We start from the raw sequence: 14,092 nt of genomic DNA on the forward strand, positions 1-14,092 counted from the left end.
TTGCATTTTCGCCACAATGCGTTGCATAGATGCAACGCTATTGGGTATCATGGTTAATATGAACGCAACGAATCTGACCACAGATATGGATAAGACGGAACAATCGTCGCGCAAGGGCGAGGGGCGCAGGCTTCTGGCATTGCCCGGCATTATTACCGTCGTTTCGGCGCTTGTTACAGCGTCGATTTCGTTTGCGATTCTGATTGGCATTACCCCGATCACGCCTGATCGCACTGTCACGCTGGCCCTGGTCATTATCAATGTCGCGTTGATTTTGTTTCTGATTTTGCTGATTTGTCGCGAGGTCTATCGCATCGTAACAGCACGCCGTTCTGGCAAGGCGGCATCGCGACTGCATGTTCGTATCGTCGCCTTGTTCTCCCTGATCGCCGCAGTTCCGGCGATTGTGGTGGCGATCGTTGCGTCGGTAACACTCAATCTCGGTCTGGATCGCTGGTTCGATACCAATACGCGCGATATCGTGAATTCCTCGCAGAGCCTGACGACGGCCTATATTCGCGAGACGGCGCTTAATCTCCAAAGCACGTCCTATTCGATGTTGCAGGATCTGGATGCACAGCGCACGCTTTACAGTCTGGATCGGGGCGGTTTCATTGAATTGCTGACATTGCAGACGCGCGGACGCGGGCTGCTTGGTGCATTTCTGGTGCGTGAAAACGGCTCCATCGTGGTGAAAAGTGACACCGGTATGGAGACACGGTTGCCGCCGCCGACGGAAGACGCCCTGAAAACCGCGACCGATGGCAAGCCCGTCATCATCCCGCCGGGCAACCTCAATTTCGTTGGCGCTATCATCAAGATGCGCGAAATTCCGGACGTGTTTCTTTACACGGTGCGTGCTGTGGATCCGCAGATTCTCGACGCAATGCGCTTGATGGAAGCCAACACGCAGCGCTATCAGGAAATGGATGCGAACCGCATTCCAACGCAAATTGCGTTTGCGCTTTTGTATTTCGGTCTGACGCTGATCGTCCTTCTGTCTGCAATCTGGACTGGTATCGCGGTCGCGGATCGTCTGGTGCGCCCGATCCGCCTGCTGATTGGTGCAGCCGATGACGTAACCGCCGGTGATCTCGACGTATCCGTTCCCGTTCGCTCTTCAGATGGCGACGTGGGCGCCTTGTCGGGCACCTTCAACAACATGGTTGCGGAGCTGAAGAGCCAGCGCAACGAACTGATTTCTGCCAAAGATCAGATCGACGAACGTCGCCGCTTCTCGGAAGCCGTGCTTTCGGGCGTCACGGCGGGCGTGATCGGTATCGAAACCGATGGATCGATCTCGATTCTCAACCGCTCGGCGGAACACATGTTCGGCGTTACATCGCAGGACGCTGTTGGCAAGAGCCTGAGCAGTATTGCGCCGGAAGTCGGTCAGGCTTTCGAAGTCGCGCGGACTGCCGACAAGACGGTTCACCGCGAACAGGTGAGCATGACGCGCAACGGTGTGGCGCGTACATTCAACGTGCAGGTCACCGTCGAAGACATTGAATCTGAAGATCATTCTTACGTCGTGACAGTGGATGACATCACGGATCTCGTGCAAGCGCAGCGCACCTCCGCTTGGGCTGATGTTGCGCGCCGCATCGCGCATGAAATCAAGAACCCGCTGACCCCGATCCAGCTTTCGGCTGAACGCATTCGCCGTCGTTATGGCAAGGTCATTACCGAGGACCGTGAAGTCTTCGATCAATGCACCGACACTATTATCCGGCAGGTTGGTGATATTGGCCGCATGGTTGACGAGTTCTCCGCTTTTGCGCGCATGCCGAAGCCGGAAATGCGGCAGATGGATATGCGCGAAGCCTTGCGCGAAGCATCGTTCCTGATCGAAGTCAGCCGCAGCGACATCAAATTCGAAAATGATTTCGGACCGGAGAAACTGACTGGTTCTTTTGACAGCCGTCTGATCGGTCAGGCTTTCGGTAATGTCATCAAGAATGCGAGCGAAGCGATTGATGCCGTTGCCAAGGAAGAACGCGGTGAAGGGCACATTCTCATTCGATCTTACAAGGCGGATGGCCAGTTGTTTGTCGACGTGATCGACAATGGCAAGGGGCTGCCCGGCGATGACCGTCAGAAGCTGCTTGAGCCTTATATGACCACGCGTGAAAAGGGTACGGGGCTAGGCCTCGCCATCGTTCGCAAGATCGTTGAGGATCACGGCGGACATCTCGAATTGCATGACGCGCCAGCGGATTTCCACGGAGGTCGTGGCGCAATGATACGGATGGTCTTTCCAGATACGCAGGCCGGTATGACCGAGGCTGCCAATGGAAATGACACGACAAAGATAGTTGGACAGGTGAATTGATATGGCAGCCGATATTCTTGTAGTTGATGACGAAGCGGATATCCGGGAGCTCGTAGCTGGTATTCTCAGCGATGAGGGTCATGAAACCCGTACCGCCTTCGATGCGGATAGTGCACTGGCGGCCATTGGTGACCGCGTGCCGCGACTGGTGTTTCTGGACATCTGGCTTCAGGGCAGCCGTCTTGACGGTCTGGCTTTGCTGGATGAAATCAAGAAATTGCATCCTGATCTGCCGGTGGTCATGATATCCGGTCACGGCAATATCGAGACGGCGGTTTCCGCTATCCGACGCGGTGCTTACGACTTTATCGAAAAGCCCTTCAAGGCAGATCGATTGATCCTCGTTGCCGAGCGCGCGTTGGAAACCTCCAAGCTGAAACGCGAAGTTTCCAATCTGCGCAAGCGTTCCGGCGAAAGTATGGAGCTGATCGGCGCATCGCTGGCCATGAGCCAGTTGAAACAGACCATTGAGCGCGTCGCGCCTACCAACAGCCGTATCATGATCACTGGCCCTTCGGGTGCTGGTAAGGAACTAGCGGCCCGTGCCATTCACGCGCAATCGACCCGCGCCAACGGACCTTTTGTCACCGTGAACGCTGCGACGATCACGCCGGAGCGCATGGAGATCGAGCTTTTCGGCACGGAAATGGATGGTGGCGAGCGCAAGGTCGGGGCTCTGGAAGAAGCGCATGGCGGCATTCTCTATCTCGACGAAGTCGCCGATATGCCGCGCGAAACGCAAAATAAGATTCTGCGCGTACTGGTTGATCAACAGTTTGAGCGCGTCGGCGGCACCAAGCGCGTCAAGGTTGATGTGCGCATCATTTCGTCAACGGCACAGAATCTGGAAGGGATGATTGCCGAAGGCACATTCCGTGAAGACCTGTTCCATCGCCTGTCGGTTGTGCCGGTGCAGGTTCCGCCGCTCGCAGCGCGTCGCGAAGACATTCCGTCGCTTGTCGAATATTTCATGACCCAGATCGCCGGGCAGGCAGGCATCAAACCACGCAAGATCGGTGCCGATGCCATGGCCGTGCTTCAGGCCCATAGCTGGCCGGGCAATATTCGTCAGCTTCGCAACAATGTGGAACGCCTGATGATTCTGGCCCGCGGTGACGATGCCGATGCACCGGTGACGGCTGATCTTCTGCCTGCCGAAATCGGGGACACGCTGCCGCGTGCGCCAACGGAATCAGACCAGCACATCATGGCTCTGCCGCTGCGTGAAGCGCGCGAGCGTTTCGAAAAGGAATATCTGATCGCTCAGATCAACCGTTTTGGTGGCAATATTTCGCGCACTGCGGAATTTGTCGGCATGGAACGCTCCGCTCTTCATCGTAAATTGAAATCACTCGGCGTATAAGCACCTGGTGATTTTACAAGCGGAGCAGCCATGCGGGTGATCGTATGCGGAGCGGGGCAGGTCGGCTATGGCATAGCCGAGCGACTGGCCGCCGAGGAAAACGACGTTTCCGTCATCGATACGTCGGCGCGTCACATCGAAATCGTGCGTGACACGCTGGATGTGCGCGGATTCGTCGGTCATGGCTCGCAGCCGGACGTATTGGCTGCCGCTGGCGCAGACGAAGCGGACATGATTATCGCCGTTACGCTGTCTGACGAAGTGAACATGGTCGCCTGTCAGGTCGCGCATTCGGTGTTCAACGTGCCAACGAAGATTGCGCGCATCCGCGCCCAGTCTTATCTACAGGCCGAATATCAGGACCTGTTTCTCCGCGAAAACCTGCCGATCGATGTGATCATTTCGCCCGAGCTGGAAGTGGGCGAGGTGGTGCTGCGCCGTATCGCCTTGCAGGGCGCGACGGATGTTTTGCGCTTCGCAGATGATCGCGTCATCGGTCTTGCCATCGAATGTCTTGAAGAATGCCCGGTCATCAACACACCGCTGAAGCAATTGACCGATCTGTTTCCCGATCTGGCGGCAACGGTGGTGGGCGTGGTGCGCAATGAAAACCTGTTCATTCCGCGCTCGTCCGATGAGCTGAATGCAGGCGACCTCGCTTATGTGGTCACCACCCGCGAGCAGGTGCGCCGCACGTTGTCACTGTTCGGACATGAAAAGCCGGAAGCGCGCCGCATCGTTATCGCGGGCGGTGGCAATATTGGGCTTTATGTCGCCAAGGCTATCGAAGACCGGAAATGGCAGACCCGTGTGAAGATGATCGAAAGCGATCATGAGCGCGCTTTCGCAATTGCCGATCAGTTGAAGCGGACCATGGTACTGCATGGTAGCGCGCTGGATCAGGCTTTGCTGCAAGAGGCCGATATTCAGGATGCCGATCTGATGGTGGCGCTCACCAATCAGGATCAGGTGAATATTCTATCCAGCATCATGGCGAAACGCCTTGGCTGCAAAAGCAATATGGCCTTGCTCAACACGGTCGCCTATCAGGATTTCACCCACATGGTGGGGATCGACGCCTATATCAATCCGAAGGCGGTAACCGTTTCCAAAATTCTCCAGCATGTGCGTCGCGGCCGCATCCGTGCAGTCTACAGCGTCTATCGCGACATGGCGGAAATCATTGAAGCTGAAGCGCTGGAAACATCGTCGCTCGTCGGCGCGCCGTTGCGTGATCTCGATCTGCCGGTCGGCTTGCGAATCGGCGCAATCTACCGGGACGGGCAGGTGATCCGCCCCAATGGCGATGTTCGCATCAAGCCGAAGGACCGGGTGGTGATTTTCGCCACGGCAGAAGCCGTCAAACATGTGGAACAGATGTTCCGCGTCAGCCTCGAATTCTTTTAATCGTAGAAATCTGATATAGTTAATTAAGTATGAGTGATATAAACCTCCAAGTTTTATTTCTTGGGGGCTTTTTATGGACATTTGTACCTTTTGGTACGGACCTCGCTTACGTGAAGTCGATCAGATTTGTCTGGCGTCGATGGTCATGACGGGTCAGCGCGTGAAACTTTTTGCATACGCGCCAATTGAAAATGTACCCGCTGGCGTGGAATTGCATGACGCCAACACGATCTTGCCTGAACTCGCTTTCAAACGGCTTGATCCTGGCTATCCGGCCTTTCGTTCGTCACGCACCATTGTCCAGTTTAGCGATATTTTCCGTATCATGTTGATGAAGCACCGGCAGGGCGTGTGGCTCGACACCGATGTGTTTCTCGCGAAACAGTTCCATCCCGATCCGGCGAAGCCCTATCTTGCGCGCGAAAACAAATATCGGGTGGGCGTATCAGCGCTTTATTTCCCGCATGATCATCCGATCATTGGCGAGTTCGAAGCCTATATGTCCGCGACCTATCCTCTGCCGCGATGGCTGGGATTGCGACGCGGTCGATTACGGCCACTCTATTACCGGACGATTGGCAAGGAAGTCACACCTGCCTCCATCGGGATCACGGTATTCGGCAATGACGGTATTTCGCGGCTCGCCCGCAAATACGGGATTTTCAAGAACGCGGCACCGCGTGAGAATTTCTACTATTGGGTCGGCAAGGATGCGACCCGTATCTACGATCCAGCCTACGGTCTGGAGCCACTCAACCATCCGGACTTTATAGGCTTCCATGTCCATAAAAAACACAAGGCTGTTGTTTCATTACAACCCGGCAGTTTTTACATGTGGATGAGGGATCAGGTGAAACCATTGCCCGAAAGTAATGATAATATTGAGCTTTCCAAGGCAAGCTGATCACGCTGCGCTAACGTTGCTACCAATATTTGACACGTGTTCAACAAAATTGTCGGTTGCGCAAAGATTCCCATCCTGTTAACCGAAAGCTGAGGGCGAAGCAGTTGTCTTTCCACAGCAATTGCAGTTCCGTACTGGGGTCTGGCGTTCCGGTGCTTGATTTATGCAAATGCGCATGCTCGTCTACAGCACTTCCCGCAAAAGTGTGAAACGGTTTTGCGTTAGGAAATGCGACAAGGAATAACGGCATTTCCAGCAAAAGTCTGAAACGGTTTTGCTGGTCCAGAAATGCATGAAAACAAATAGATAGAGCGGGTTCACCGCTTTCACGTATCGCGAACAGGCTGCTGATCGATTAAAGGAATAAAAACAATGGCTGAACGATCGCAAAATCTTCAAGACCTTTTTCTGAACTCCGTACGCAAACAGAAGATCTCCCTGACGATTTTTCTGATCAATGGCGTAAAACTGACCGGTATTGTGACGTCTTTCGACAATTTCTGCGTGCTGCTGCGCCGCGATGGTCATTCGCAGCTTGTTTATAAGCACGCAATTTCGACGATCATGCCGAGCCAGCCGGTTCAGATGTTCGAAGGTGAGGAAGCCTGACGCTTTCCGAATTCCATTCGGGTGTAGCGGCTTCGTCCATCGATGTCGCGTCGCCCTGATGTATTGTTAGGCGATTATTCCGGGTTCCAGCCATGGGACTCGGATACAATTGCTTTAACGCCCGGGGCGTCTTCTATTTGAAACACGCATAGCGGCGACCTATTTGTGCTTGATGATGGAGCGCAATGTCTCTGCTCTCCCCGGAGAATATTTATTTGTCCAAATTCAAGGATAAAAACGCGTCGTCTTTCGACGCGCATAAAGACGATGCAAACAAGGGCTACGGCCTTTCCGAACAAGAACCGACCAGAGCTGCCGTTGTCGTTCCCATTTTGCCGGAGCGCTATAATGCCAACGGTTCAGGCGAAGAAGGTGCACGCACGCAGTTTCAGCGCTCCAGTGAAGCGCGCTTGGAAGAAGCTGTCGGTCTGGCGCGCGCTATCGATCTTGAAATCATTCATGCCGAGGTCGCGGTCATTGCCAATCCGCGACCCGCAACTTTGCTTGGCGCGGGCAAGGTCGAAGCCATTGCCGATACGGTCAAGGAAAACGACATCGGGCTGGTTATTGTCGATCATGCTCTGACGCCGGTACAACAGCGTAATCTCGAAAAGGAATGGAACGTCAAGGTCATCGACCGCACGGGCCTGATTCTTGAGATTTTCGGCGAGCGCGCACGTACCAAGGAAGGTGCGTTGCAGGTCGAACTGGCGCATCTGAATTATCAGAAGGGCCGTCTGGTTCGCAGCTGGACCCACCTGGAGCGTCAGCGCGGTGGTGGCGGCTTCCTTGGCGGTCCGGGTGAAACCCAGATCGAAGCCGACCGTCGGCTGTTGCAGGACAAGATTCTGAAGATCAAGCGTGAACTTGAAACAGTTGTTCGCACACGCACGCTGCATCGCCAGAAGCGGCGCAAGGTGCCGCATCCGATTGTTGCGCTTGTCGGCTATACCAATGCCGGTAAATCGACGCTGTTCAACCGCATGACCGGTGCCGAAGTACTGGCCGAAGATATGCTCTTCGCCACGCTTGATCCGACACTGCGCCGCATTCGTCTGCCTCATGGCGAGACGGTGATCCTGTCCGATACGGTGGGCTTCATTTCCAATCTGCCGCACCATCTGGTGGCAGCCTTCCGCGCCACGCTGGAAGAAGTGGTGGAGGCCGATCTCATTTTGCACGTGCGCGATATTTCCGACCCGGATAATGCCGCGCAGGCAGAAGATGTCGAGAATATCCTTGCTGGTCTCGGTATCGAGCCGCAGGATCGCAAGCGCGTCGTGGAAATCTGGAACAAGATTGACAATCTCGACGAGAGCGGCCGCGAGGCGGCATTGCGTCTGGCCGCTGCCGGTGGTGATGAAGGCCGCCCGATACCCCTGTCAGCCATCACAGGCGAGGGCGTTGATCGCTTGCTTAGTCTGATCGAAACACGGATAGCGGGCGTGCTTGGCGCTATCGATATCGTTCTTTCGCCTTTCGAACTGCACATACTGAACTGGATCTACGAGCACGGCAGTGAAGTGCAGCGCGAAGACCGGGAAGACGGTTCGGTTCGGGTCAAGGCGCGTCTCACGGAAGTGGCGCGCCGGACGCTCGACGACAAGCGCGGCATCAAGCCGGAGAAGCCGGAAAACGACTGGGATTAGTCATGATTCCGTGAGGGACCGAGCACCACTTGCGGAACAGGGGCGCAACGCCCTATGTATGGTAGTCCGACGATTCAAATCCACTCAATTCGCATCATTACATCCAGAGGCCCATAATGAGAGATCCGATTGAAACCGTCATGAACCTCGTGCCGATGGTGGTCGAGCAGACCAACCGTGGCGAGCGGGCCTATGATATTTTCTCGCGCCTTCTGAAAGAGCGCATCATCTTCGTCAACGGACCGGTCGAAGACGGCATGTCGATGCTGGTTTGCGCGCAGCTTCTGTTCCTTGAAGCCGAGAATCCGAAAAAAGAGATCAACATGTACATCAACTCGCCGGGTGGCGTGGTGACGTCCGGCATGGCGATCTACGACACGATGCAGTTCATCCGTCCGCCGGTATCCACGCTCTGCATGGGGCAGGCCGCATCGATGGGCTCACTGCTTCTGACGGCAGGTGCAACCGGCCAGCGTTATGCGCTGCCAAATGCCCGCATCATGGTTCACCAGCCTTCGGGCGGCTTCCAGGGTCAGGCGTCCGATATCGAACGTCATGCGCAGGACATCATCAAGATGAAGCGCCGTCTGAACGAAGTTTATGTGAAGCACACGGGCCGCGACTACGAAACCATCGAACGCACGCTCGACCGCGATCATTTCATGACCGCCCAGGAAGCGCTCGAATTCGGTCTCATCGACAAGGTCGTTGAAGCACGCGATGTGAGCGCCGACGAATCGAAGTGAGCCTGAATCCGGCTCGCTTCCAATTTTTGGCCCCTTTTGCCACAAAAGGGGCTCAATTCTTGGACCAACGTGAAGGTTAACGCGCCGCGTTAAGCATCTGTTGGGCATCAAGGCGCTAAAGTTGGTCAGATCAGGCCGAATCTTTGCCGGGAACTTATTTTTTGTTTGTTCGAAGGTTCAGGTTCTGCAAAAGTCACTGAAAGACTCCTTCGGTCGGGGAGTCTGCGGTGAACGGAAACCTAGAGACTACAGGGACAGTGCGTATCAACTGTCATTGTGACCGGTAGAAGGAGTGTTTTTCCTTCTTTACTGGGTCCGAACCGGAAGAAACGATCGGAATGAACAGCCCAAGGTTCGTTTCGGTTTATTGAAAGGAAACTGCAATGAGCAAAGTCAGCAACAGCGGCGGCGATTCCAAGAATACGCTTTATTGCTCGTTCTGCGGCAAAAGCCAGCATGAAGTGCGCAAGCTGATTGCAGGCCCGACCGTTTTCATCTGCGACGAATGCGTCGAACTCTGCATGGATATTATCCGCGAGGAAAACAAATCCTCGATGGTGAAGTCCCGCGAGGGCGTGCCTACGCCGCAGGAAATCATGGCCGTTCTTGACGACTACGTCATCGGCCAGAAGGATGCCAAGCGCGTTCTGTCGGTCGCGGTGCACAATCACTACAAGCGTCTCGCGCATCAGTCGAAGAGCAACGATATCGAACTGGCGAAGTCGAATATTCTTCTCGTCGGTCCGACCGGCTGCGGCAAGACCTATCTTGCCCAGACGCTCGCTCGCATCATCGATGTGCCATTCACCATGGCCGACGCGACGACACTCACGGAAGCCGGTTATGTCGGTGAAGACGTTGAAAACATCATCCTGAAACTGCTTCAGGCTGCTGATTACAACGTCGAGCGCGCGCAGCGCGGCATCGTCTATATCGACGAAGTGGACAAGATCAGCCGCAAGTCCGACAACCCGTCCATCACGCGCGATGTATCGGGTGAAGGCGTGCAGCAGGCGCTTCTCAAGATCATGGAAGGTACTGTCGCATCGGTTCCTCCGCAGGGTGGTCGCAAGCATCCGCAGCAGGAGTTCCTGCAGGTGGATACGACGAACATCCTGTTCATCTGTGGCGGTGCTTTTGCCGGTCTCGACAAGATCATCTCCGCACGTGGCGAGAAGACCTCCATCGGCTTCGGCGCAACGGTCCGCTCCGTTGACGAGCGTCGTATCGGTGCGGTGTTCCGCGAGCTGGAACCGGAAGATCTGCTGAAATTCGGTCTCATTCCGGAATTCGTTGGTCGTCTGCCAGTTATCGCAACGCTCGAAGACCTCGACGTTGATGCACTGGTTCAGATCCTGACCGAGCCGAAGAACGCGCTCGTGAAGCAGTATCAGCGCCTGTTCGATATGGAAAATGTCGAGCTGGTGTTCCACGACGACGCTCTGCGCGCCATTGCCAACAAGGCAGTTGAACGCAAGACGGGTGCTCGTGGTCTGCGCTCGATCATGGAAAAGATCCTGCTCGACACGATGTTCGAATTGCCGACACTGGAAGGTGTTCGCGAAGTCGTGATCTCCGGTGATGTTGTGGATGGCAGTGCCCGTCCTCTGTACATCTATGCGGAACGCCAGGACGAGAAGGGCAACGTTTCGGCTTAAGAGATTGAAAATATCCTCAAAAGGCCGCGAAAGCGGCCTTTTTTGTTGCCAGTCTGACAATTCGCCTTAGTGTTATAGGCTTATTGCTCTTGTATCGGGGCATATCTAAAGCGGCATATTGTGCAAATTGCCGGGACGGCGCAGGATAGTTAACGATTCTATGAAAGCCGCCCCGATACTGGCTATTGAATTGCTGGGCTTGGCTCTCCAAGTATGAACCGAAGCACGCTGTGCGACCTGCCTCATGATGAAAGGGGGCGTCGGCGTGGCAGTCGGGTCGAAAGGCCTGAGAAAGGACTTGAGTTATGACGGGTATTGAAGACAAGACCCCGATGGGTGGAGCAGAAGCGGGCGGTGCAGACGGGCTTTATGCCGTTCTTCCGTTGCGCGATATTGTGGTCTTCCCGCACATGATCGTTCCGCTTTTTGTCGGACGCGAAAAGTCTATTCGCGCTCTGGAAGAAGTGATGGGCGTCGACAAGCAGATATTGCTTGCGACCCAGAAGAACGCCGCCGATGACGATCCGGCGCCAGACGCGATTTACGAAATTGGCACGATTGCCAATGTGCTTCAGCTTTTGAAGCTGCCGGACGGCACCGTAAAGGTACTGGTCGAGGGCACAGCGCGCGCCAAGATTTCCAAGTTTACGGATCGCGAAGACTATCACGAAGCTTATGCTGCGGCTTTGCCGGAGCCCGAAGAAGATGCCGTCGAGATTGAGGCACTAGCCCGTTCGGTGGTTTCCGACTTCGAAAACTACGTCAAGCTGAACAAGAAGATTTCGCCGGAAGTGGTTGGCGCTGCCAGCCAGATCGACGATTATTCCAAGCTTGCCGATACGGTTGCTTCGCATCTCGCGATCAAGATTCCTGAAAAGCAGGAAATGCTGTCCATTCTCTCGGTGCGTGAGCGTCTTGAGAAGGCTCTTTCCTTCATGGAAGCCGAAATTTCGGTTCTGCAGGTTGAGAAGCGCATCCGCTCGCGCGTCAAGCGCCAGATGGAGAAGACGCAGCGCGAATATTATCTCAATGAGCAGATGAAGGCGATTCAGAAGGAGCTTGGTGACGGCGAGGATGGTCGCGATGAAGCGGCTGAATTGGAAGAACGCATCAACAAGACAAAGCTTTCCAAGGAAGCGCGTGAAAAGGCCCAGGCTGAGCTGAAGAAGCTCCGCACCATGAGCCCGATGTCTGCCGAAGCGACAGTTGTGCGCAACTATCTCGACTGGTTGCTTTCCATTCCGTGGGGCAAGAAGTCGAAGGTCAAGCAGGACCTGAATTTTGCGGAAGAAGTGCTCAACAATGATCACTTCGGTCTCGATAAGGTCAAGGAACGCATTGTCGAATATCTCGCGGTGCAAGCTCGTTCGACCAAGATCAAGGGCCCGATCATCTGCCTCGTTGGACCTCCCGGCGTCGGCAAGACCTCGCTTGCTCGCTCCATCGCCAAGGCAACTGGTCGTGAATATGTGCGTATGTCGCTTGGCGGCGTGCGCGACGAAGCTGAAATCCGCGGTCACCGCCGCACCTATATCGGCTCGATGCCCGGCAAGGTCATCCAGTCGATGAAGAAAGCGAAGAAGTCCAATCCGCTCTTCCTGCTCGATGAAATCGACAAGATGGGTCAGGATTTCCGCGGTGATCCGTCGTCGGCGATGCTTGAGGTGCTGGATCCGGAACAGAATGCAACCTTCATGGATCATTACCTTGAGGTTGAGTACGACCTGTCCAACGTCATGTTCGTGACGACCGCTAATACGCTGAACATCCCCGGTCCGTTGCTGGATCGTATGGAGATCATCCGTATCGCCGGTTACACCGAGGATGAAAAGCTGGAAATCGCCAAGCGGCACCTGCTGCCGAAGGCCATCAAGGATCATGCATTGCAGCCGAAGGAGTTCTCGCTCACGGACGATGCACTGCGCAATGTGATCCGCCTCTACACCCGGGAAGCCGGTGTGCGTAGCCTTGAGCGCGAGATGATGACTCTCGCCCGTAAGGCCGTCACCGAAATCCTGAAGACGAAGAAGAAGTCGGTGAAGATTACCGACAAGAATCTCTCCGACTATCTGGGTGTGGAGCGTTTCCGCTTTGGTCAGATCGACGGCGAAGATCAGGTCGGTGTTGTTACCGGCTTGGCATGGACGGAAGTTGGCGGCGAATTGCTGACTATCGAAGGTGTCATGATGCCCGGCAAGGGTCGCATGACCGTCACGGGTAACCTGCGTGACGTGATGAAGGAATCGATTTCCGCTGCGGCATCCTATGTCCGCTCGCGGGCCGTTGATTTCGGCATCGAGCCTCCGCTGTTCGACAAGCGTGACATCCACGTCCATGTACCGGAAGGTGCGACGCCGAAGGACGGTCCGTCCGCCGGTATCGCCATGGTCACGACCATCGTTTCCGTGCTGACCGGCATTCCGGTTCGTAAGGATATCGCGATGACCGGTGAAGTGACGCTGCGCGGTCGGGTTCTGCCGATTGGCGGCCTGAAGGAAAAGCTTCTCGCGGCTCTGCGCGGTGGCATCAAGAAGGTTCTGATCCCGGAAGAAAACGCCAAGGATCTGGCGGAGATTCCGGACAATGTGAAGAATAATCTTGAGATCGTTCCGGTGTCTCGCGTTGGTGAAGTTCTGAAGCACGCACTCGTGCGTCAGCCCGAACCGATCGAGTGGACGGAGCCCGAAGCACCTGCAAATGTGGCCGCTGTTGACGATGAAGCAGGCGCTACAACAGCGCATTGACAGTCGATAAGACGACCAACAAACGAAATGCCGGGCCAAAAGCCCGGCATTTCTGTGTTTAACCCCAGAAAACCGGGCTTTTTTGCCATTGACAGGCTTGGTTTGGCGAGCGTTTCGAATAAACTCCGCCCAATCCGGTCACGTTATCCGTTCCGGTAGGTAAAGAAAGGAAATGCCAATGAACAAGAACGAATTGGTTGCCGCAGTCGCGGAAAAGGGCGGTTTGACGAAGGCTGATGCCGGTACGGCTGTTGACGCTGTGCTCGCTGCTGTCACCGGCGCACTGAAGGCTGGTGAAGAAGTCCGCCTGCCAGGCTTCGGCGTTTTCTCCGTTTCGCACCGTGCAGCTTCGACCGGCCGCAATCCGTCGACCGGCAAGGAAGTTGCTATTCCGGCTCGCAACGTGCCGAAGTTCTCGGCCGGCAAGGGCCTGAAGGATGCCGTAAACGGCTAATGCATGATCTCGGAAAGCCGATAGGCTTTTCGAAGCATTTATGTTTGAAGGCAAGATTTCGGTCGCTGCGGTATAACGCGAGCGGCTGTCGAGAAGGCCCGGTTCGTCCGGGCTTTTTTCGTTTTTGCGGACAGGGTTGCTTGGTTGCCTTCGCATCCGTCGGGAATCCGAGATGTGCTACTATGAGTTGATGAGCGCTCGTTGTCACAGCGAACGCCTTATTTGA

10 protein-coding genes are annotated in these 14,092 nt (G+C 55.2%); all 10 read left to right on the forward strand.

Annotation, left to right across the window (positions count from 1 at the left end; all coding sequences use genetic code 11):
• Nucleotides 1-16: 16 nt before the first annotated feature.
• Entirely contained in the window at nt 17-2,332 is a 2,316-nt protein-coding gene (locus FHW03_RS09670; protein ID WP_182520418.1) for a PAS domain-containing sensor histidine kinase, read from the forward strand.
• A gap of 1 nt (nt 2,333) precedes the next feature.
• Nucleotides 2,334-3,695, forward strand: a complete 1,362-nt coding sequence (locus FHW03_RS09675) for a sigma-54 dependent transcriptional regulator (RefSeq protein ID WP_182520419.1) — start codon at nt 2,334-2,336, stop codon at nt 3,693-3,695.
• Nucleotides 3,696-3,725: 30 nt separating this feature from the next.
• Nucleotides 3,726-5,102 carry a Trk system potassium transporter TrkA gene (gene trkA, locus FHW03_RS09680; RefSeq protein ID WP_182520420.1) on the forward strand — a complete coding sequence of 459 codons (1,377 nt, stop codon included), beginning with the start codon at nt 3,726-3,728 and terminating at the stop codon, nt 5,100-5,102.
• Between the two features lie 73 nt (nt 5,103-5,175).
• The gene (locus FHW03_RS09685) at nt 5,176-6,006 is read left to right on the forward strand and encodes a hypothetical protein (protein ID WP_182520421.1); all 831 of its coding nucleotides are present in this window, start codon (nt 5,176-5,178) and stop codon (nt 6,004-6,006) included.
• 372 nt (nt 6,007-6,378) lie between these two features.
• Nucleotides 6,379-6,615, forward strand: a complete 237-nt coding sequence (gene hfq / locus FHW03_RS09690; RefSeq protein WP_002964239.1) for an RNA chaperone Hfq — start codon at nt 6,379-6,381, stop codon at nt 6,613-6,615.
• A gap of 215 nt (nt 6,616-6,830) precedes the next feature.
• Nucleotides 6,831-8,264 (forward strand): GTPase HflX, encoded by a 1,434-nt coding sequence (gene hflX / locus FHW03_RS09695; RefSeq protein ID WP_377514509.1) that lies wholly within the window; start codon nt 6,831-6,833, stop codon nt 8,262-8,264.
• A 116-nt stretch (nt 8,265-8,380) separates the two neighbouring features.
• Complete coding sequence (gene clpP / locus FHW03_RS09700) at nt 8,381-9,010, forward strand: ATP-dependent Clp endopeptidase proteolytic subunit ClpP (protein WP_078338597.1); 630 nt, start codon at nt 8,381-8,383, stop codon at nt 9,008-9,010.
• A 383-nt stretch (nt 9,011-9,393) separates the two neighbouring features.
• Entirely contained in the window at nt 9,394-10,668 is a 1,275-nt protein-coding gene (gene clpX / locus FHW03_RS09705; protein WP_078338598.1) for an ATP-dependent Clp protease ATP-binding subunit ClpX, read from the forward strand.
• A 305-nt stretch (nt 10,669-10,973) separates the two neighbouring features.
• On the forward strand, nt 10,974-13,412 hold the full coding sequence (gene lon, locus FHW03_RS09710; protein WP_182520423.1) for an endopeptidase La: 2,439 nt from the start codon (nt 10,974-10,976) through the stop codon (nt 13,410-13,412).
• A 178-nt stretch (nt 13,413-13,590) separates the two neighbouring features.
• Nucleotides 13,591-13,866: an HU family DNA-binding protein gene (locus tag FHW03_RS09715; protein ID WP_006470422.1), complete on the forward strand. Its 276-nt coding sequence runs from the start codon at nt 13,591-13,593 to the stop codon at nt 13,864-13,866.
• Nucleotides 13,867-14,092 lie beyond the last annotated feature (226 nt).

It is taken from the genome of Ochrobactrum sp. RH2CCR150 (assembly GCA_014138095.1).
In the GTDB taxonomy this organism is placed as follows: Bacteria; Pseudomonadota; Alphaproteobacteria; order Rhizobiales; family Rhizobiaceae; genus Brucella; species Brucella gambitense.

Coding starts and splice junctions, on each gene's coding strand:
- FHW03_RS09715 (WP_006470422.1), top strand. CDS start 13,591: ATGAACAAGAACGAATTGGTTGCCGCAGTCGCGGAAAAGGGCGGTTTG.
- lon (WP_182520423.1), top strand. CDS start 10,974: ATGACGGGTATTGAAGACAAGACCCCGATGGGTGGAGCAGAAGCGGGC.
- FHW03_RS09670 (WP_182520418.1), top strand. CDS start 17: ATGCGTTGCATAGATGCAACGCTATTGGGTATCATGGTTAATATGAAC.
- FHW03_RS09675 (WP_182520419.1), top strand. CDS start 2,334: ATGGCAGCCGATATTCTTGTAGTTGATGACGAAGCGGATATCCGGGAG.
- hfq (WP_002964239.1), top strand. CDS start 6,379: ATGGCTGAACGATCGCAAAATCTTCAAGACCTTTTTCTGAACTCCGTA.
- clpP (WP_078338597.1), top strand. CDS start 8,381: ATGAGAGATCCGATTGAAACCGTCATGAACCTCGTGCCGATGGTGGTC.
- FHW03_RS09685 (WP_182520421.1), top strand. CDS start 5,176: ATGGACATTTGTACCTTTTGGTACGGACCTCGCTTACGTGAAGTCGAT.
- clpX (WP_078338598.1), top strand. CDS start 9,394: ATGAGCAAAGTCAGCAACAGCGGCGGCGATTCCAAGAATACGCTTTAT.
- trkA (WP_182520420.1), top strand. CDS start 3,726: ATGCGGGTGATCGTATGCGGAGCGGGGCAGGTCGGCTATGGCATAGCC.